Source organism: Streptomyces sp. CGMCC 4.7035, from assembly GCF_031583065.1.
Classification (GTDB): Bacteria; Actinomycetota; Actinomycetes; order Streptomycetales; family Streptomycetaceae; genus Streptomyces; species Streptomyces yaanensis.
In genome coordinates, this window is sequence record NZ_CP134053.1 from 6,452,776 (window position 1) to 6,472,767 (window position 19,992).

Annotated in this window: 16 protein-coding genes and 1 pseudogene; 15 read left to right on the forward strand and 2 right to left on the reverse strand. The window is 72.8% G+C overall.

The features are described 5' to 3' along the window. The first annotated feature begins 170 nt into the window (after nt 1-170). The 9 genes from Q2K21_RS28365 (at nt 171) to Q2K21_RS28405 (ending at nt 11,201) form a co-directional block, all read left to right on the forward strand. Nucleotides 171-896 (forward strand): class I SAM-dependent methyltransferase, encoded by a 726-nt coding sequence (locus Q2K21_RS28365; protein WP_310781289.1) that lies wholly within the window; start codon nt 171-173, stop codon nt 894-896. After that, nucleotides 893-5,182 carry an alpha-(1->3)-arabinofuranosyltransferase gene (locus Q2K21_RS28370; protein WP_310776434.1) on the forward strand — a complete coding sequence of 1,430 codons (4,290 nt, stop codon included), beginning with the start codon at nt 893-895 and terminating at the stop codon, nt 5,180-5,182. Before Q2K21_RS28365 ends, Q2K21_RS28370 begins: the two co-directional genes overlap by 4 nt. Beyond that, nucleotides 5,179-6,627, forward strand: coding sequence for a condensation protein (locus Q2K21_RS28375; protein ID WP_310776437.1), 1,449 nt, complete (start codon nt 5,179-5,181; stop codon nt 6,625-6,627). Before Q2K21_RS28370 ends, Q2K21_RS28375 begins: the two co-directional genes overlap by 4 nt. Continuing rightward, entirely contained in the window at nt 6,624-7,364 is a 741-nt protein-coding gene (locus Q2K21_RS28380; protein ID WP_310776440.1) for a class I SAM-dependent methyltransferase, read from the forward strand. The genes Q2K21_RS28375 and Q2K21_RS28380 overlap by 4 nt, the downstream gene beginning before the upstream one ends. A gap of 15 nt (nt 7,365-7,379) precedes the next feature. Further along, nucleotides 7,380-8,288 carry a hypothetical protein gene (locus Q2K21_RS28385; RefSeq protein WP_310781292.1) on the forward strand — a complete coding sequence of 303 codons (909 nt, stop codon included), beginning with the start codon at nt 7,380-7,382 and terminating at the stop codon, nt 8,286-8,288. Continuing rightward, nucleotides 8,285-8,518 (forward strand): Trm112 family protein, encoded by a 234-nt coding sequence (locus Q2K21_RS28390; RefSeq protein ID WP_310776441.1) that lies wholly within the window; start codon nt 8,285-8,287, stop codon nt 8,516-8,518. The genes Q2K21_RS28385 and Q2K21_RS28390 overlap by 4 nt, the downstream gene beginning before the upstream one ends. Continuing rightward, nucleotides 8,515-9,351: an FkbM family methyltransferase gene (locus tag Q2K21_RS28395; RefSeq protein ID WP_310776443.1), complete on the forward strand. Its 837-nt coding sequence runs from the start codon at nt 8,515-8,517 to the stop codon at nt 9,349-9,351. Before Q2K21_RS28390 ends, Q2K21_RS28395 begins: the two co-directional genes overlap by 4 nt. Next, nucleotides 9,299-9,892: a hypothetical protein gene (locus Q2K21_RS28400; protein WP_386276135.1), complete on the forward strand. Its 594-nt coding sequence runs from the start codon at nt 9,299-9,301 to the stop codon at nt 9,890-9,892. The genes Q2K21_RS28395 and Q2K21_RS28400 overlap by 53 nt, the downstream gene beginning before the upstream one ends. Nucleotides 9,893-10,082: 190 nt before the next feature. Further along, nucleotides 10,083-11,201, forward strand: a complete 1,119-nt coding sequence (locus Q2K21_RS28405) for a phospholipase D-like domain-containing protein (protein WP_310776447.1) — start codon at nt 10,083-10,085, stop codon at nt 11,199-11,201. A gap of 98 nt (nt 11,202-11,299) precedes the next feature. Here Q2K21_RS28405 and Q2K21_RS28410 read toward each other — a convergent pair. Continuing rightward, nucleotides 11,300-12,069 (reverse strand): annotated as a pseudogene (locus tag Q2K21_RS28410) (hypothetical protein). A 152-nt stretch (nt 12,070-12,221) separates the two neighbouring features. On the opposite strand from Q2K21_RS28410, the gene Q2K21_RS28415 reads away from it, so the two are divergent. The 6 genes from Q2K21_RS28415 to Q2K21_RS28440 all read left to right on the forward strand — a co-directional run bounded on the left by Q2K21_RS28415 (nt 12,222) and on the right by Q2K21_RS28440 (nt 18,811). Next, the gene (locus Q2K21_RS28415; RefSeq protein WP_310776449.1) at nt 12,222-13,340 is read left to right on the forward strand and encodes a MerR family transcriptional regulator; all 1,119 of its coding nucleotides are present in this window, start codon (nt 12,222-12,224) and stop codon (nt 13,338-13,340) included. 47 nt (nt 13,341-13,387) lie between these two features. Further along, the gene (locus Q2K21_RS28420; protein WP_310776451.1) at nt 13,388-14,008 is read left to right on the forward strand and encodes an O-methyltransferase; all 621 of its coding nucleotides are present in this window, start codon (nt 13,388-13,390) and stop codon (nt 14,006-14,008) included. Nucleotides 14,009-14,100: 92 nt separating this feature from the next. Continuing rightward, the gene (locus Q2K21_RS28425; RefSeq protein ID WP_310776453.1) at nt 14,101-15,549 is read left to right on the forward strand and encodes an acyl-CoA synthetase; all 1,449 of its coding nucleotides are present in this window, start codon (nt 14,101-14,103) and stop codon (nt 15,547-15,549) included. Then, on the forward strand, nt 15,542-16,900 hold the full coding sequence (locus tag Q2K21_RS28430; RefSeq protein WP_310776455.1) for a carboxyl transferase domain-containing protein: 1,359 nt from the start codon (nt 15,542-15,544) through the stop codon (nt 16,898-16,900). The genes Q2K21_RS28425 and Q2K21_RS28430 overlap by 8 nt, the downstream gene beginning before the upstream one ends. A 269-nt stretch (nt 16,901-17,169) precedes the next feature. Then, nucleotides 17,170-18,207 carry a rod shape-determining protein gene (locus Q2K21_RS28435; protein ID WP_310776457.1) on the forward strand — a complete coding sequence of 346 codons (1,038 nt, stop codon included), beginning with the start codon at nt 17,170-17,172 and terminating at the stop codon, nt 18,205-18,207. 127 nt (nt 18,208-18,334) lie between these two features. Then, nucleotides 18,335-18,811, forward strand: a complete 477-nt coding sequence (locus Q2K21_RS28440; protein ID WP_310776459.1) for a hypothetical protein — start codon at nt 18,335-18,337, stop codon at nt 18,809-18,811. A 24-nt stretch (nt 18,812-18,835) separates the two neighbouring features. Here Q2K21_RS28440 and Q2K21_RS28445 read toward each other — a convergent pair whose 3' ends face one another. Continuing rightward, nucleotides 18,836-19,738 carry a DUF4231 domain-containing protein gene (locus tag Q2K21_RS28445; RefSeq protein WP_310776461.1) on the reverse strand — a complete coding sequence of 301 codons (903 nt, stop codon included), beginning with the start codon at nt 19,736-19,738 and terminating at the stop codon, nt 18,836-18,838. Nucleotides 19,739-19,992: the final 254 nt, after the last annotated feature.

The window sequence follows — 19,992 nt, forward strand, 5'->3', positions numbered from 1 at the left end:
GCACCGGCCCAGCAACAGGCGCGGGCGCAAGCCCGGGGACCGGCGCGGGCGCAGACTCGGGAACCGGCGCGGGCACAAGCCCGGAAACCAGCACGGGCACAGACCCGGGAACCGGCGCGGGCACAAGCCCTGAAACCAGCCCGGGCACAAGCCCGAAGGTCGGTACGGGTCTGAAGGACCCCTCCATCCGCCGCTCCCTCGCCCTCTTCCGTGCCTTCCGGCGTGAGCAGGACGATCCCGTCGCCTGCTACTCACTCCTCGCGCGGGACGCCGCCGATCAGGTGGAGGCGTACGACGGCCCGGTGCGGGAGCGCACGGTCGTGGATGTGGGCGGCGGGGGCGGCTACTTCACCGCCGAGTTCCGACGGCGCGGCGCGCACGCGTACCTCTTCGAGCCGGACGTACAGGAGCTCGGACCGAAGCCGCCCGCCGGGGCGGTGATCGCCGACGGCTATCTGCTGCCCCTGGCGGACGGGATCGCCGACATCGCCTTCTCCTCCAATGTGCTGGAGCACGTCGCCGACCCGCAGACCTTCCTCAGCGAGCTGGTCCGGGTGACCCGCCCCGGCGGCCTGATCTACGTGTCGTTCACCAACTGGCTCTCCCCGTGGGGCGGTCACGAGTGGGCGCCCTGGCACTACCTGGGCGCCGAACGGGCCCGGGCCCGCTACCACCGTCGTACCGGGAAGCCCGCCAAGCACACCCTCGGCGAGAACCTCTTCGCCGTGCACATCGGACCCACCCTGCGGCAGGTGCGCGCCCGCGACGACGTCACGGTCGTCTCGGCGCGCTCCCGCTACTGGCCGTTCCTCGCGTCCGCCGTCGCGAAGGCGCCGGGACTGCGCGAGTTCGCCACCTGGAACCTCCTTCTCATCCTCCGGCGGTGTCCCCCATGACGACCACGGTCCAGGCCCCTCCTCCGGCAGCCTTCCGCACCACCGAGGCGACCTCGGGCCCACCGGAGGGCCCGAGGTCGCGTCGCTGGCTGCTGGGGTTCTGGGCCGTGGTGTTCGTGCTGTTCCTGGCCGTGCACCCGGGACGGCAGACCTTCGACACCAAGCTCGGGGTCACCGTCGACCCGTGGCAGTTCCTGTCCGACCTCGGCCAGTTGTGGCACGACCGGGGCGGCTTCGGCGGCCTCCAGGACCAGTACACCGGCTACCTCTGGCCGATGCTGCCGTACTACGCGCTCGCCAAGCTGATCCACCTGCCGCTCTGGCTCGCCGAGCGGCTGTGGATGTCGATCGTCGTCGCCATCGCCTTCTGGGGCGCGCTCAGGCTGGCCGAGCGACTGCGCGCAGGCACGTCCGCGTCCCGGCTGCTCGGCGCCGTGGCGTACGCGCTGTGGCCGGTGTTCACGATCGTCGTCGGCTCGACGTCGGCCGCCGCGCTGCCGGGCGCCTTCCTGCCCTGGGTGCTGCTGCCGCTGACGAACGAGCGCCACAGCGCCCGCGTCGCCGCCTTCCGCTCGGCGCTGGTCGTGCCGTTCATGGGCGGGGTCAACGCGGCCTCGACCCTCGCGTCCCTGCTCCCCGTCGGCCTCTACCTCCTCTCCCGCCCGCGCGGCCCCCGCCGGCGCAAGCTGATCGGCTGGTGGGTGCTCGGCGTGGTCCTGGCGACGGCGTGGTGGGTGGTCCCGCTGCTGCTGCTCGGCCTCTACGGCGAGAACTTCCTCCCCTACGTGGAGAGCGCGCGGACCACGACGGACACCATGTCAGCCACGGAGTCCCTGCGGGGCGCCGGGAACTGGGTGGCGTACCTGCACTTCGGCGAGGCCTGGCTACCGGCTGGCTGGACCGTGGCGTCCTCGGTGATCGTGATCGTCTGCTCGGCGCTCGCGGCGGGTCTTGGCCTCGCGGGTCTGGCGAGACGGGACATGCCGGAGCGGCGCTGGCTGGTGCTGACCGTGCTGGTGGTCGCGCTCGTCACGCTGGCCGGGTACGGCGGCGCGTTCGGCGCCCCCTTCCACGGCACGGTCCAGGACTGGCTGGACGGCTGGCTGTCCCCCTTCCGCAACGTCTACAAGTTCCAGCCGGGGCTCGCGCTCGCGCTGGTCCTCGGCCTCGCCCACCTCGTGGGCATCGCCGCCGAGACCCGCGGTGCCCGTCCGGTCCGGGGCCGCCGTTTCGCCCCGCTGATCGCCGCGATCCTCGTCGTACCCGGGCTCGCCTGGCCGTACCTCAACGGCTCGATCCTCCAGCAGGGTTCGTTCCAGCGACTGCCCGAGTACTGGCAGACCACGGCCGACTGGCTGAAGAAGTACTCCCCCGACTCCCGCGCCCTCGTCGTCCCGGCGACCGCGCACGGCATCTACACCTGGGGCTCCCCCATCGACCAGCCCCTCGACGTGCTCGCCGACTCCCGCTGGGCACAGCGGGACTACGTCCCCTTCGGCACCGCCGGCAACCGGCGCGCGATGGACGCGGTCGAGCAGGCGTTGATGACGGGCGGCGAGGTCCCGGGCCTCGCCGACTACCTCAGCCGGGCCGGGCTGTACTACGTCGTCGTACGCAACGACCTCGACCCCGACCAGATCGGTTACGTACCGACCACGACCGTGAAACGCACCCTGGAGCAGTCCGGCTACCGGCGCGTGACCGGTTTCGGCCCCGTCATGACGGGCGGGCGGATCGCGAACGACACCCCCTTGCAGGTCGAGGGCCTCTACCCGCGCCAGCGGGCCGTGGAGATCTACGAACCGGTGAGCGAGGACGTGCTCAGGCCCGGTCAGGCCCGCTTGATGCCGGTCGCCGACACCGCCGTCGTCTCCGGCGGCCCCGAGGCGCTGCTGCCGCTCGCCGCCGACCCGACGATGCGGGGCCGCGCCGCCGTGCTCACCGGCGACAACACCCCGGGCCTGGGCACATCGCCGGTGCAGGTGGTGGGCGACGGACTGCGCCGCGCCGACACCCGCTTCGGCCTGGTCGACGCCAACACGTCGTACACGTACACACGCGAGGAGAAGAACGCCCCGGACGCCGCCCAGGACCCGGGTGAGCAGCCGCATCAGATCCTGCCGACGAAGGGCCTCGACCACCAGACGGTCGCGGAACTGCGCGGCGCCCGCTCGGTGACGGCGTCCTCCAGCGGCAACTGGCTCTTCCACCTGCCGCAGTACGACCCGGTGAACGCCTTCGACGGCAACCCGGACACCGCCTGGGCGGAGGGCGCGCCCGGCTCGGCGGACGGGCAGTGGCTGCGGATCGCGTTCACGGGGTCCGTGGACATGCCGTCGTCGTTCAAGGTGACCCCGCTGCCGCAGGACGCGGTGCGCGCGGCGGCCACCCGGATCCGGGTGGAGACGGAGACAGGGTCGGTCACCAGCCCGCTCCGGCCCGACGGCATGACGCAGAGCGTCAAGGCCCGCCCAGGAGCGACGAGTTGGCTGAAGATCACCATCCTCGACTCGGTGGAGCGCAAGGCCGGCCTGACGGGCGCGGGCTTCTCGGAGATCAGGATCCCCGGCGTCCAGGTCACCCGGCTCCTCCGGCTCCCCACGGACGCGGACGACTCCGGCGCGAGTGCCGAGATCGTCTCGCTGCACCGCGCCTCCGACCCCACCGGGCTCTCCCCTACGGGCACGGAGGCGGGCCTGCACCGGCGCTTCACGGTGTCGGCGGCGGGGACGTACGAGGTGAAGGCGAGCGCGGCGCCGATCGCGGGTGAGGCACTGGACAAGCTGCTGTACCGGGTGGCGCCCGACCAGAAGAGCCGCATCACGGCGACGGCGGACTCCACGGCGAAGCTGGGCACCGGCCTCTCGGCGCGCAACCTCACCGACGGTGACCTGACCACGGCGTGGATCGCCGGGAACCGGCCGACGATCCACCTCGACTGGCCCGACAAACAGCCGGTGAGTTCGATCGTGCTCGCCCCGGCGGGTGGTCTGTCCAGCCGCCCGACAAAGGTCGAGATCAGCTCGCCGGACGGCGCGGCGATCGCCGGCGTCGACGAGAACGGCTGGGTCCGCTTCGATCCGATCACCACGAACCACCTGGACATCACGGTGGTGGAAACGGCCCCGGTGACCGTCCACAACCCGGTCGCGAACGAGAACCTGAGCCTGCCGGTCGGCCTGACGGAGGCGTACATCCCGGCGCTTGACCGGTATCGCACCCCACAGCCGCTCCCGACAAGGAAGTTCTCGCTGCCGTGCGGTCAGGGCCCGACGCTGGCGATCGACGGAAAGCTGTACGCGACGAGCGCGAAGGGGACGGTACGGGACCTGGTGGGGCGCCGGAAGGTGGACCTGACGCTCTGCCGGCAGAACCGGGCGGACCCGTCCGTCGACCTCGGCTCGGGCACGCATCGGGTGGAGGCGGGCGACGCCGGACCGCTGACGGTGACGGACGTGACGCTGACGCGGGGAGCGGTCACCGAGCCGGGGACCGCGGGCCGCGACCTGCGGGTCGTCGACTGGCTGGGCGACCGCCGCGAGGTGACGGTCGGCTCGGGCGTGGCCTCGTACCTGACGACGTACGAGAACTACAACAAGGGCTGGCAAGCCACGCTGAACGGCGAGAAGCTCACACCGGTACGGCTCGACGGCTGGCAGCAGGGCTGGCGGCTCCCGGACGGCGCGGGCGGCACGGTCGAGCTGTCGTACGCGCCCGCGACGACGTACGAGGCCGGGCTGATCGGCGGCGGGGTCGGCGTGGCCGTACTGGCCTTCTTCGTCCTGTGGCGACGCCGCTCACCGAACCCCGACGAGCCGATGCCGATGCCGCCGGGTGCCGGGGTGTGGCTCGGCGCGGTGGCGCTGACGCTGGTCGGCGCCGTGATCGCGGGCCCCCTGGCCCTCCTTGTCCCCTTGCTGGCACTAGTGGCCTGGAAGCGCCACGCGTTGCTCGTCCCGATCGCGTTCGTGGCACTCGCCGGGGCGGGGATCGCGACGGCGACGGGAGCGGGGACGCCTCCGGCGGCGAGCGAGGGAGCGTTCGGGCCCGCAGCCCAACTGCTCGCGCTGATCGGGCTGTTCGCCGCACTGGTGAGCGTGCGGGAGCCTGCGGGGCTGGTGGGTGAGGGCGCGGTCGAAGGGCCATCGGAGGCCCCGACGGAGCCGCTGCCGCGTAGGCAGCCGGGAGCGAGCCCACTGGGAACCGGCGGGGCCGAGCAAGCCGCGGGCAACACGATCTCGGCGCGCGGCCCGGGTGTGGAGAAGGGGAAGGACGGTACGACATGACCACGGTGGAACACCCGGTGCGCCGCCGCCCGCAGCGGATCCCGTTCCCGGTGGTGGACGAGGTGTCCCGGCACTGCGTCCAGGAGGAGGAACCGGAGACGGTCCACATCGAGGTCCACCTCCCCGGCCGCCTCGACCCGTCCCGCCTGCGCAACGCGTTCCTGGAGGCCCTGCACCGCCACCCCCGCATCCTGATGCGCGAGGCACCGGGCCACTGGTACAGCCGCCGCTACGAATGGGAACTGACGCCGGACCCGGAGGTGGAGGTGGTGACTTTCCCGCCTCCGGGCAAGAGCGCCCTACGGGACGCCAGGACGAGGGCCCTGTCCCAGGCCCCACCACTGACCCTGTCCCCACCGATACGCCTGGAGGTGGTAACCGAGGTAGCTGCGGGCAGTCGCGCCGACCTCGCTGCGGGCAGTCGTGCCGACCTCGCTGCGGGCAGTCGTGCCGCTGGGGCGGCACGGGTGGGCGCTGCGGCACCTCGAACCGCCGAGTGGCGGAACCACCCCCCGGGCACCCCCACCCCCGGGCACCCCCACAACACCGGCACCGTCCTCCTCCTCACCATCAACCACACAGCCCTGGACGGCCCCGCCTGCCTCCGCATCCTCGCCACCGCAGCGGAGCTGTACGGCGGCAAGGACAACTCACCCACCGCTCCCCCCGTACGCACGCCGGAAACCGCACAGTTGCCCCCGGACACCCCGTCCCCCTGGGCCCCTCCGGCCCGAGTAGCCCCGGGAACCCCGGAGTCCTCCCCCGGCAACGGCCTCCTCGTCACCGAACTCCCCCTCCCCCACCGCCCGAAATCCGCCCCCTACACCGTGAACGACCAGCTCATGGTCACCACGGCCCTGACCATCGCCCACTGGAACAAGGAACACGGCACCCGCCCCCACCGCCCCCTCCGCATCACCATGCCCGTCGACGACCGCCCCCGCGACACCACTATGCCCATCGGCAACGGCACACGCCTGGTCGAAGTGCCCTTCAGCCCGGCCGAGCTGGCGGACCACGACCTCCCCGCCCTCCTCCACCGCACCGCACAGCGAACCCGCGCCCTCAAGTCCCTCCCCCGCCCCCAACTGGGCCACGGAGCGGCCCTCCTGGCCACCCCGTGGGCCCCCGTGGCCTGGCGCGCCGCCCTCACCCGCGCGCTCCGCCGTGCCGCCACCCCCTGGACCTCGACCACCCTGCTCAGCAACATCGGCCGCGTCCCCTACCCCCTGGACTTCGGCGACGAGGCCGGCCGCGCCCACGCTGTCTGGTTCTCGGCGCCCGCCCGCATGCCCCGCGGCCTCACGGTCACCACCGCCTCCACCGCGGGCCGCCTGCACCTCGCCCTGCGCTGGTCCCACGATCTGCTCAGCCACGGCGACGGCGCCCACCTCCGCGACCTGTTCGAGCACTACCTGCACACCACGGAGGCAGGCACAGCATGACGACGACCACACCGGCCCGCCGCCGCGACCTCCGCGACTTCTACGAGGACCCGTCCGTCCCCGTCGCCTCCGGCACCCCCCGCAGCCTGCGTCAGGCCCGCATGCTGGCCGCCGCCCTCGGCCCGGCCGCCACGGGTGGCGCGAAGACCGTCCTGGACATCGGCTGCGGGGACGGCACTGCGGCCGCCACGGCCGCCCCGTTCCTCGCCGGTCACCGCATCGTCGGCGTCGACTGGTCCCAGGACGCCCTCAGACGGGCGCGCACCCGGCTGCCGTACACGGTCCGCGGCGAACTCACCGACGGCGGGCTGCCGTTCGGCACAGGCTCCGCCGACGCGGTCCTGTTCAGCGAGGTCATCGAGCATCTCGTCGACCCGGACTCCGCCCTGGACGAGATCCGCCGCGTGCTGCGCCCGGGGGGCCACCTCATGCTCTCCACCCCGAACCTCGCCGCCTGGTACAACCGCGCCCTGCTGCTGGCCGGTGTGCAGCCCGTCTTCTCGGAGGTGAGCCTGCGCGCGATCCACGGCCGCCCCGGCAGGGAGGTCGTCGGCCACCTGCGGCTCTCCACCGCCCGCGCCCTGCGGGAGTTCGTCGCCGCGGCCGGCTTCGACGTCGTACGGTTGCGGGGCGCGCCCTTCCACGGCGTACCGCGTCCGCTGCGCCCGCTGGACCGCCTGGCCTGCGCCGTACCATCGGCGGCCTCCATCCTCCTGCTGCACGCGCGAAGGACCTAGCGCATGTGGTGGGGAGTGGCCGCGGCCCTGCTGGCGAACGTCCTGTACAGCTCCGGGTTCGTCCTGGAGAAGAAGGCGCTCGCGGCGCTGCCGGAGGTGGACTTCCGCCGCCCGGCCCGGCTCCTGCGCCTGGTCCTGGGCAGCCCCCTGTGGATCGGGGGTTCGCTGGCGCTCGCCGCCGGTTTCGGGGCGCAGCTCGCCGTCTACCGCACGCTGCCGATCGCCGCCGCGCAGGGCATCTTCGTATCCGGCCTGGTGCTGCTGGTGCTGTTGTCGGCGCGGCTGCTCGGCGAGGAGACGACCGGCCGGGAACGGTACGCGCTCGGCGCCATCCTCCTCGCCCTGCTGATGGTGGTGCTGTCGCTGCGGGAGGGCTCCGACACCGTGAGCCGCGACGCCCCGTACCCGTTGATCCTCACCGTCTGCGTGCCGTCGCTGGCGCTCGGCGTATGGCTGTACGGCTCCGCGGAGCGCCGCGCCCGCCACCGGCACCGGCTGCCGACGACCGGCGTCGAGTACGGCGTGGCGGTGGGGCTGCTGTACGGGGTCAGCTCGCTCGCCATCAAGGGGGTGTCCGGATACCTGACGACGAGCGGACCGGTGGACGCCGTCCTCGGTCTGCTCCGCTCGCCGTACCCCTACCTCCTTCTCTTCACCGGCGCCTTCGGCCTGGTCATGTCGCAGGCGGCGTTGCAGCGCTGCCGGGCCTCGCTGATCGTGCCGGTGTGCACGACGGTGACGTGTCTGTTCACGGCGGTGCTCGGCACGCTCTCGTTCGGTGAGGCGCTGCCCCACGAGCCGGTGCGGCTCGCCCTGCGCCTGGCGGGCACGGGCCTCGCGGTCACGGTCCTGCTGGCGATGCCGAAGCACGACACCGCGCCACCCCGACCCCCCGTACCCGCCAAGGAGTTGACTCCTCCGTGAACCTCGACGACCCACTGCTGAAGATCCTGGCCTGCCCCCTGGACAAGGGCCCGCTGCACCTGCTTCTCGACGAAGGCGACAAGGACGCGGACACCCCCGAGGCCCTCTACAACCCGCGCCTGCACCGCCGTTACCCGATCGTCGACGGGATACCCCAGCTGCTGCCCACCTCCGGCGAGCAGGTGAGCGAGGACGAGCACGAGCGGCTGCTGAAGCGGATGGCGCCATGACGACGCCCGCCGCACGCCTCGCCCCGTTCCTGCCCACCCGACTGGTGGCGGCGACCGCCCGGCTGCTGTACCCGCGCTTCGAGCCGGAGCTGGCCCGCCTCGCCGACCTGTGCCCGCCGGACTGCGGCACGGCGGTGGACGTCGGCGGCTGGTACGGCCCGTGGACACGCCGCCTGGCGAGACGGGCGCGCCGGGTGGTGACCGTCGAACCGGTCCCCCACCTGGCGCGGCTGCTGACCGCGATGGCCCCGGCGAACGTCCGCGTGATCCCGGCCGCGGCCTCCGACCGCCGGGGCACCGCCCGGCTGTGGCTGCCGCCGGACGACGCGGGCGACCGGGGCGTGTCCTCGCTGGTCCGCCGGGACATCCACGCCCGTGCCCTGGAGGTGCCCTGTGTCACCCTCGACGGGCTCGGGCTGCGCGACGTCGGCTTCGTCAAGATCGACGTGGACGGCAACGAACTGGCGGTCCTGCGCGGCGCCAAGAGCATCCTCACGCGCGACCGCCCCGCCCTCTTCATCGAACTGGAGTCGCGTATCCAGCCGATCGCCCCGGTCGTCGACTTCCTCGGGGACCTCGGCTACGCGGGGTGGGTCCTGCCCTCCCGCTCCTGGCTCCCGCTGAACCCACGGATCCTGGAGGCCCACCAGGCGAGGGTGTCGTACGTCGCCACGCACGGACTGCTGCGCCGGGTACTGCCGTTCCGGGGCCCGCGGTACGTGAACTCGGTGCTGTTCCTGCCGGACGGCCGCCGCCCCGGTGCCGCCGCCGTGCGCCAGGATGGACCGCATGCCGCCCGCGAAGCGCCCCACCGGCCCCTTCACTCCCCTTGACTTCCAACTGGTCCTGCTGCGCCGCATGGCCGACCACCATCCGGACCTCGTCGAGGGCGCCCGCCGCGAACTGGGCGTCTCGGTCGCCGAGATGCGCGAGGCGAACCGCCGTTGGCAGGCCATGCTGCATGCCCCGCGTTCCCGCTCAGCGGCTTCCCGCTACCGATCGGTCCTGGGCGAGCCCGAGTCGGCGACGCCCCGCCGGATCGGCGACCTGACCTGCGACGCCCTGTGCTGGCCGGTCCCGCTCTGGCCGGATCTGCGCTTCGAGGTGCTGGTGGCGCCCAACGGTGTGGTGTGGAACGAGTGGCTGGTGCGGGCGCCCGGTGCGCCCGCACCCGAGCTGGAGACGCTGGAGGACCTGACCCCCTGGTCCTGCACGGTCGACGAGGTGGCCCGCGCCTTCGCCCCCGCCCGTCCCCTGGAAGGCACGGCCCCCACGCGCTGGGGTCTGGCGTTCACCGCGCCGGACGCGTCGGGCGTGCGGCACGAGTGTGTGGCTGAGTTCACGTGGGGGTTGCTGCAGAGGGTCCGCTTTTAGGGGCTGTCCTTACGGGGCTGCTGACATAGGCTCACGTCCGGCCCAAGATCGGCCACCCACCCGCCCCCACGCGAAGGGATCCTCTGTGCGTCGACTGACGAAGACATGGACGAAGGCTTGGAGAGCGGTCCTTGCGACTGCCCTTCTCCCCGTATCCGCCCTGGCCCTCTCCACCCCGGCCCACGCCGACGTGACGGTCAGCACCTCGGCCGTCTTCAACGACCCGTCAGGCACCACCGCCGACCAGAACCGGATCCGCGACTACATCGTCAGCCTGATCGACGCCACCCCTGCCGGGGAGTCGATCACGGCCGCGGCCTACACGTTCACCGACGGCACGGCCGCCCAGGCGCTGGTCAACGCGAAGGCGCGAGGCGTCAAGGTCCGCCTCATCGTGGACAACACCACCGTCACCATGGCCGGAGGCCAGTACAACACCCTGACCAACGGCCTGGGCACCGACCGCACCCAGTCGTCATGGGTGATGGCCTGCCCCAGCGCGCGCGGCTGCATCGGTGACCGGGAACTCACCTCCGGCGATCCGGCGATCAACCACAACAAGTTCTGGCTGTTCTCCAACGTGGGCGGCGCGAGCAACGTGGTGGTGCAGACCTCGCACAACATGACCACCTCACAGCGCACCACCTACTTCAACAACGCCGTGACGATCCCGGATTCCGGTCTGTACGGCATCTACCAGTCGTACTTCTCGGACCTGCTGTCCTACGGTTCCTCCTCGTCGGGCTCCGACAACTACTACAAGACCCCCACCAGCGCCACCGGCCCGTACAAGGCGTACTTCTTCCCCCGCCACGAGGCGTCCGGCACGACCTGGAACAACGACGCGAGCACCGACACCGTCAAACTGATCCTGGACAACGTCAGTTGTTCCGGAGGCACCCAGATCCGCGTGGGCATGAACCTCTTCAGCCGCGACGAGGTCGCCCAGAAGCTGGTCAGCCTGGTGAACTCGGGGTGCTCGGTCTACCTGGCGGCCGACGGCGGGCCCGGTTCCATGAGCCAGACCGTGACGGACACCCTCTACGGCAAGCTGACCAAGCGGGTGGAGTGCTACGAGAACAGCCCCGACGGCACCTACAAGATCGGGGTGCACTCCAAGTACCTGCTGATCCAGGGAACGTACGACGGGGTCGCCAACCGCAAGCTGGTGTGGACCGGAAGCCACAACTACACCTACTCCGCGCTGCGGGCCAACGACGAAACGCTGCTGAAGATCGACAACTCGGCGATCTACGACCAGTTCAAGGCCAACCACGACACGCTGATGACCTACTGCGCCGGGAGCTGAGCCGGCGAGGTGGAATCCCGGAGGCCTGCCGGTACGGCCGGCCTCCGGTCGGTTACGGTCGGCCGGCCTCCGGGCGGCTCCAGTCGGGTTCGGATGGTTTACCGGCGAGCGGCGGCCAGGATCGTCTCCACCACCCGTGACACCGACGCCGGGTGCAGATCCAGGAACAGGTTCGGCTCGACCAGCTCGAGCTCCATCACACACGGCCCGTCGTCCGCGCCGTCCACGAGGTCGACACGGGCGTAGAGGAGCTCCGGCGCTCCCGGTACGGCGGCCAGAGCGCGCTCGGCGACGGCGAGTTCGGCCGACGTCGGGGTCCAGGGTTCGAGGCCGGGGTGGGCCACCTTCCGCTCGTCGTACGCCGTGCCGGGCGCCAGGACGGCGCCCTTGCGGCTGGCGTGCAGGAGCCGCCCGCCGAAGAACTGCGGCGCCCGTTCCCCGTTGGTGTCTATGCCCCGCATATACAGCGGCACCATCGCGGCGAACCCTTCCGCGTGCATCCGCGCGAGCTGCCGTACGGCGGTGTCGTGTTCCGCAGGCGTGTAGCGGGCGGCGAACCGGGCGCCCGCGCCCGAGGTGGGCTTCACGACGTACTCGCGGTCGTCGGGCAGGTCGGCGGGGTCGCCCGGAGCAAGGTACCGCGTGGGCACGACCGGGACCCCCGCGGCGGCCAGGTCCCCTAGGTAGCGCTTGTCGGCGTTCCAGCGCACGACGTCCGCGGGATTGGCCAGCCGCGTGACCTTCCATCGGCCTCGGCCCCGGCCGTCCTCAGCTCCTCCACGAGCCCCGCTAGGTCGCGGTCGACCGCGACCTCCGGCCCCGGGCGGCAGGTGACGAGCGCGACTCGGGCGGCGGGGGGTGCGGGCACGACTGAACTCCTGTTCGCACGGTGGTTCCTGCGCGCAGGCTGACAACCGCGCCTGGAACCAGGACAACCCCTGTTGACCTTCACCTTCGGTGAAGCCACAGCATCGGTGGCAGACAGGACGAGGAACGGCCGGAAGGGCAGGGATGCGGGCGGTGGAGATGCTGACGATCGGGGCCTTCGCGAAGGCGTGCCGGCTGTCGCCGAAGGCGCTGCGGCTCTACGACGAACTGGATCTGCTGCGCCCGGCCCGGGTCGACCCGGAGACCGGCTACCGCTATTACGCCGTCGAGCAGCTGGAGCGGGCGCGCCTGGTGGCGTGGCTGCGGCGCCTCGGGATGCCGCTGGCCCGCATCCGGCAGGTGTGCGCGCTGGACGGCGCGGGCGCCGCCCGGGAGATCCGCGCGTACTGGGCGCGGGTCGAGGCCGAGACGGCGGCGCGCCGCGAGCTGGCGACGTTCCTCGTGGACCACCTGTCGCATCCATCGCATCCATCGCATCCATCGCATCCATCGAGGAAGGACACCACCATGCTGGAACTGCGCTATTCCGCCCTCTCCGACCGCGGGCTCGTCCGGCCCGCCAACCAGGACTCGGCGTACGCGGGCGCCCGTGTCCTCGCCGTGGCCGACGGCTGCGGCGCCGGGGGCGCGTCGGCGAGCGCGGCGGCGGTCGAGGCGCTGCGGTACCTGGACCGGGAGCCGCTGCCGGCGGGCAGCGTGCTCAATCTGCTGGAGGACGCGGTGCAGGGCGCCACGGAGGCGGTCCGGGACGCGGCCGGGGCGGACGCCGGGACCGGCACCACCCTCACCGCGGCGGTGTGGACGGGCTCCCAGCTCGCCCTCGTGCACATAGGCGATTCCCGCGCCTATCTGCTGCGTGACGGTGAGCTGTTCCGGATCACGCACGACCACACGGTCGTCCAGTCGCTGATCGACGAGGGCCGGCTGACGGCGGAGGAGGCCGTGGCCCACCCCCAGCGGGCGCTGCTGCTGAAGGCGCTGCCGGGCGGCAACGGCTCCGACGTGCCCGATCTGCGGCTGCACGACGCGCGGCAGGGCGACCGTTACCTGCTGTGCTCCGACGGCCTGTCCGGGGTCGTGCCGGACGAGGAGATCCGCGCCACGCTCGCCTCGGCCCCCGCACCGGACGAGGCGGTGCACGCCCTGGTGGGCGCGGCGAACGCGGCCGGCGGGCCGGACAACGTGAGCTGTGTGGTGGCGGACGTGGTGGAGGCGGAGAGGGAGCGGCGAACGCTGGTGCGGTCGGTGTAGGGACATCGGCTGCCGGACGATCGTCCCGGTCCGGGACGATCGTCCGCATGTCTCTCACGGGAACTGACGCATACGATTCCGCGGGCCCCCTACCCTCGCTCGTCGAACGGGCCGTCGCCGCCGCCCGCCGCCACGGCTTCGCCCACTCCTGCCGCCCCGAACAGGGCCGCCTGCTGCACACGCTGGCGGGCGGAGCCGCGGGGATCGTCGGTGAGACGGGCACGGGGTGCGGCGTGGGCCTGGCATGGCTGGCGTCGGGGGTGCGGGAGGGCGTACGGCTGGTCAGCGTGGAGCGGGATGCCGAGCGGGCCCGAGTGGCCACCGAGGTGTTCGCCGACCGTCCCGAGGTCGAGATCCTCCACGGCGACTGGCGCCGGATCGAGGAGCGGGGTCCGTACGACCTACTGGTCCTGGACGGCGGCGGCCAGGGCAAGGCCCCTGGCGACCTGGCCGCGGACGTCACCCGCCTCCTCGCCCCCGACGGCACGGTCGTCATCGACGACTTCACCCCTGCGCCCGGCTGGCCGCCGCTCCACGACGGCGTCCCCGACACGGCCCGCCTGCACTGGCTGGAGCATCCGGCCCTCCGGGCCACCGAATTGCGGCTGGCCAGGGATCTGAGCACGGTCGTGGGGGTGCGCAGGCTGCCGCCGGCCGGGGCCGGGTGAGGTCTCCGTCACCGTGGCGGCGGGTTTTCGCCCGCCCTGGTGTAGGAACGGTGGTGATGTCCGTACGTCCGCCCGACGCAAGGAGTCCCCGCGTGTCCTCCCTCTTTCCGGCCCTGACCGAGCCCTCGGCCGGGCGGCGGCCCGCCCTGCGCTTCGGTGAGCGGGCCCTGACCTACGCGGAGCTGGCCGCGGCGGCGGGCGCGCTCGCCGGGCGGATCGGCGGGCGGGGCAGGGTGGCCGTGTGGGCCACGCCCTCCCTGGAGACCGCCGTCGCGGCGGTGGCCGCGCTGACCGCCGGCGTGCCCTTCGTCCCGCTCAATCCGAAGTCCGGGGAGGGCGAGCTGGGGCACATCCTCGCGGACAGTGCGCCGTCGCTGGTGCTGTCCGCCCCCGGCGATGAACTTCCCTCGTCGGTGGGCGAGTTGGAGCGCATCGATGTCGACGTGCGCGGCACGGGAGCGTTCGCGCCCGCCGAGGTGGACGACGAGAGCCCCGCCCTCGTCGTCTACACCTCCGGGACCACCGGCCCGCCCAAGGGCGCCGTCATCCCCCGCCGCGCCGTCGCCGCCACGCTCGACGCCCTCGCGGACGCCTGGCAGTGGACCGGGGAGGACGTGCTCGTGCACGGGCTGCCGCTCTTCCATGTGCACGGCCTGGTGCTGGGCGTCCTCGGCCCGCTGCGGCGCGGCGGCTCCGTGCGGCACCTGGGGCGCTTCGACACGGACGGTGTGGCGCACGAGCTGGGCGACGGGGCGACCATGCTGTTCGGTGTGCCCACGATGTACCACCGCGTCGCCGAGGCCCTGCCCCGCGACCCCGAGCTGGCCAAGGCGCTGGGCGGGGCCCGGCTGCTCGTCTCGGGTTCGGCCGCGCTGCCCGTGCACGACCACGAGCGGATCGCCGCCGCGACCGGCCGCCGGGTCATCGAGCGGTACGGGATGACGGAGACGCTGATGAACACGAGCGTGCGCGCGGACGGGGAGCCGCGTGCGGGGACGGTGGGCGTGCCGCTGCCCGGTGTGGAGCTGCGGCTCGTGGAGGAGGACGGCACGGCCATCACCGCGTACGACGGGGAGACGGTCGGCGAGATCCAGGTCCGTGGGCCGAACCTGTTCACCGAGTACCTCAACCGGCCCGACGCCACCGCCGCCGCCTTCACCGCCGACGGCTGGTTCCGTACCGGCGACATGGCGGTGCGCGAGACCGACGGCTACGTGCGCATCGTGGGCAGGAAAGCCACCGATCTGATCAAGAGCGGTGGGTACAAGATCGGGGCGGGTGAGATCGAGAACGCGCTGCTCGAACACCCGGGCGTGCGGGAGGCCGCCGTCACCGGGGAGCCCGACGAGGATCTCGGTGAGCGGATCGTCGCCTGGATCGTCCCGGTGGATCCCCAGGCCCCGCCCGGCATCGAGGAGTTGGCCGACCACGTGGCCCGGCGGCTGGCCCCGCACAAGCGCCCGCGCGTCGTACGCCACCTCGACGCCCTGCCCCGCAACGACATGGGGAAGATCATGAAGCGGGCGCTGGGCGATGCCTGAGCGCGCCACCGCGCGGGAGGCCCTCGCCCTCGTCACCGACGACTCCACCTTCACCGAACTCCCCTCGCCGCCAAGGGAGTCCACGCCGGACGGCCCGCTGGAGTGGGCGGGTTACGACGCCTCGCGCGCCCGCGCAGCCGCCCGCACCGGCGAGGAGGAGTCCGTGGTCTGCGGGCGCGCGACCGTCGGCGGCACCCCGGCCGTGCTGATCGTGTTCGAGTTCGGTTTCCTCGGCGGCTCCCTCGGCGCGCGTACGGGCGACCTGCTGGAGTCGGCGTACGCGTACGCCCGTGAGCACCGGCTGCCGGTCGTCTCGCTCGTCGCGACGGGCGGCAGCCGTATGCAGGAGGGCATGCTCGCGCTGACCCAGCTCCAGCGCGTGGCCCGGCAGTCGGCGCTCACCCGCGCGGCCGGGCTGCCCCAGCTCGCGGTCCTGCGTGACCCGACGACCGGCGGCGGCTGGGCCACGCTGGGCGCGGGCGCCGACGTGGTGCTGGCCCTGGCGGGCGCCCAGGTGGGTTTCGCGGGCTCCAGAGTGCGCCCGCCGGACGCGGACCCGGCGGCCTACACGGCCGAGGCGCAGTTGGCGGCGGGCGCGGTCGACGCGGTCGTACGACCGGAGGAGCTGCGGGAGGCGGTGGCCCTGTGGCTGGGGCTGCTGACGGCACCGTCGACCGAGCCCGCGCCCGTACCCGGCGCGCTGGGCCCGACGGACCTCCCCGCCACCGGCTGGGACGCCGTACGGGGCGCCCGGGACCCGGGGCGTCCCCGCGCCCGGGCCTACCTGGACGCGTACTTCACCCGCCGGGCCGCCATCAGCGGCGACCGCTGCGGCGGCTCCGACGACGGCATGTTGTGCGGCTTCGGCACCCACGACGGCCGTACGGTCGCGTACGCCGCCCAGGCGGGCACCGCGACCCGCCCCGCCGGGTACCGCACGGCCACCCGTCTGATCCGCCTGGCGGAGTCCCTGTCCATCCCCGTCCTGACCTTGGTGGACACACCGGGCGCCGCCAACGACGCCGAGGCCGAGCGGCAGGGCGCGGGCGCCTCGATCGCGGAGCTGTTCACCACGGTCGCCACCGCCCGTACGCCGCTGACCACGCTGGTGATCGGCGAGGGCGGCTCCGGCGGGGCCCTCGCGCTGGCCGCACCCGGCAACACCTGGGCCACGCCGGACAGCTACTTCTCCGTCATCGCCCCGGAGCTCGCCGCCGCGATACTCAAACGCCCGGCCGACCAGGTGCGGCCGACGGCGGACCAGCTCCGGGTACGCCCGCAGGATCTGGTGGAGCTGGGGGTCGTACGGGGGATCGTCGGCGCCGCCGCCGCATCCCCACCGCGCGGATGATCTCCTGGGCCTTCGTACTGCCGCGCGCGTGGCTGAACGAGCCGGTGCGCACCGGGAGTGCGGCGCAGAGTCACCCCTGAGTCAAGCCTCGCATCAGGTGTCGCCGACAACTACCCCCATTCGGCCGCACCCCACCCGGCCCCCTCCAGAAGGCGCCCACCGCCCCGCCTCCCGCACGATGCAAAGGAGGACCGCCGCCCGGCGGCCCCGCCCCCACGGTGCCGTCGCCCGGCGGCCCCCACGGTCCGCGCTCTCGGGAGGACGTGGCCATGACTGTCAGTCTGGACCAACTGCGCCGCTGCCACTTCGCCGTCGACCTGGGAGCGGCCAGGACCCGTGTGTACGTCAAGGGCGCCGGGCTGGTGGTGGACCAGCCCAGCGCCGCCGCCATGAACACCCGGACCGGCTCGCTGATCGCGGTCGGTGAGCTCGCCGAGAAGATGACGGGGCGCACGCCCGCGTACATCCGTGTCGTGCGGCCCGTCTCCGGCGGTACCGTCGTCGACATCGAGATGGCCCAGCGCATGCTGCGGCATCTGCTCGGCGAGAAGCTCCGCCGCAGCCTGCGCCGCAAGCCCCGGCTGCGGGCCGCCGCCTGCACCCCGCACGACGCGGATCCGCTGGCCCAGCGCGCGGCCGTCGAGACGCTGGTGGGGCTGGGGGCCCGGCGGGTCGAGCTGGTCGACACGCTCGTCGCCGCCGCGGTGGGGTGCGGGCTGCCCGTGGAGCAGCCCGAGGCATCCATGATCATGGTGTGCGGGGCCGCCGCCACCCAGATCGCCGTGCTGTCGCTGGGGAACATCGTGACCGCCGAGAGGGTCCCGGTGGGCGGTGAGGCCGTCGACCGCGCGATCGTGCAGCATCTGCGGCACGAGCACGCGTTGATGCTGCCGAGTCAGTCCGTACGGCCCCTGCAACTGGCCCTGTCCGGCAACGGCCTCACCCCGCACGGGCCCTCCTCCACCGAGATCCAGGGGCGGGACGTGGCGACCGGGCTCGCGCGGTCCGTGCTGGTCGACACGGCCGCCGTACGGGACGCCATCCAGACTCCGCTGACCGCCGTTCTCGACGGCATCGGCAAGGTGCTGCGGGACTGCCCGCCCGATCTGGTGGCCGACCTCGCCGACCGCGGGATCATGATGGTCGGCGGCAGCGCGCTGCTGCCGGGGCTCGACCAGATGCTGCGGCAGGCGACCGGCATGCCCGTGCACATCGCCGACCGGCCCGACATCTGCGCCGTCCAGGGCCTGGGCGCCATGCTGGAGGGCAGGATCCAGCCCCTGACTCTCAACCCGCTGGCCGCCTGACCGTACGTCCGGCCGCCCGTACGTCCCGCCGCCTGACCAATGCGTCCAGCCGCCCGACCGCACGTCGCACGCCGCGCGCCGGACCATTAGGGTAAAAAGGTCGACCACGGCCGCGGAGGGGTTTGTCGTGTCTCACATCGGCGTCACCGGCCATCGTCACCTCCCCGCCGCCGTCCTCCCGGCCGTCCGCCTCGGCATGACCGCGGAGCTGAGCGCCTGCGCCGACGCCCGGGCCCTCAGCAGTCTCGCCGCCGGTGCCGACCAGCTCTTCGCGGGTATCGCCCTGGACCGTGGCGTCCCGGTGACCGCGGTGATCCCCGGCATGGACTACGAGGCCCACCTCGGTGACGAGGAGGTGCGGGCGTCGTACCGCCGCTTGCTGGAGTCCTGCACCGCACGTGTGGATCTGCCGAGAGAGCCCACGCACGAGGACGCGTACTACGCGGCCGGCCGCTGGATCGTCGACCATGCGGACCGCCTGGTCGCCGTGTGGGACGGACGCCCGGCCCGCGGCCGCGGCGGCACGGCGGACGTGGTGGCGTACGCGCGCCGTACGGGGGTGCCGGTGAGGGTGCTGTGGAGCCCCGGCGTGACCCGCGACTGACCGCTTATCACCCCTGTGACGGCTTCAGGATCCGAACCGCACCAGCCAGTCCGTGTGTTGCGGGCTGACCAGCCGCTCCGCCTCCGCGACCGCGTCGGCCCAGCCCTCCTCGGTCACCGTCGTGCCCATCGCGACCCGCAGGGTGTCCAGATCCTGCTCGATGAGGGAATGCGCGTACGTCAGCGGACGGTGCCGGCGCACCTCCTGCCAGGCCACGCCGGCCGCGGCCCCCGCGCTGAGCAGCCCCGCGAGGTCCCAGCTGCCGATCGCCCCGAAGGCCCTGAGCACGGCCGCGAGCAGCGCGAGGAGCGTCAGCACCGCCGTGACGGAGGACCAGCGCACGGACGCGCGGTGGGACTGGGAGGCCCGGTTGCCGTACCAGATCAGCTGTTCCAGAACCCGGTCCCGCAGATAGATGTCCCGGCGCGCCTGGAACGACTTGGCGCGCACCACCCGCATGCTCGGCGTGATCTGCCCGGCGCCGAGGTCGGCCGTGCCGCCCCGGGAGTCCTCCCAGCCCACCTTCCTCAGCTCCCGCAGCCGCTCTTCGAGGCGTTCGGCGAACAGGGCCTCGGGGTTGGCGACCTCGGAGTGGAAGGGCCCGCCGTGGACCATGTACTGCCAGGCCAGCGATTTGAGGGTCTCGGCGGCCGCCCGGTGGGCCTGCCAGTGGGCGCGGGCGCGGCGGCGCGCCGTGTGCAGTCCGACGGCGGTCGTCAGCCCGTAGAGAACAGCGGCAATTGCCGAGGGAATATGACTCTGCCGCACGTGTTCCGCGAGTGTGGCGGAAGCGGTGGCGAGCAGAAGTACCGTCAACTGCAGACGGACGGCGCGGACGGATTCACCCTGTCGGGCCAATGCGCGGCGATCATTGTCCAGATAAAGCGGTGGTAAGTCCGCGTCACCAATGGTCGTGCTCGGTCCCATTGCCCTCACGTTGGCACCTCGCGTTGTCGACGACCCTCCATCTTGGCCGGACGGGCGAGGGAGTTCCAGGGCTTGAACGCTTCAAACGGCCGATCCGACTTGCCTGGTGTATGTTTCGCGTAACAGACCCCTTTGCTCGGGTCGGGCTGTCTCTCAAGTCCCAAAAGTCGAACTCGCCCGCGGCAACCCCAGTGGCAGCGACCGCTGTGACGGGAGGCCGCCAATTCACCTCCCGCGAGTTCGACGAACTGAAC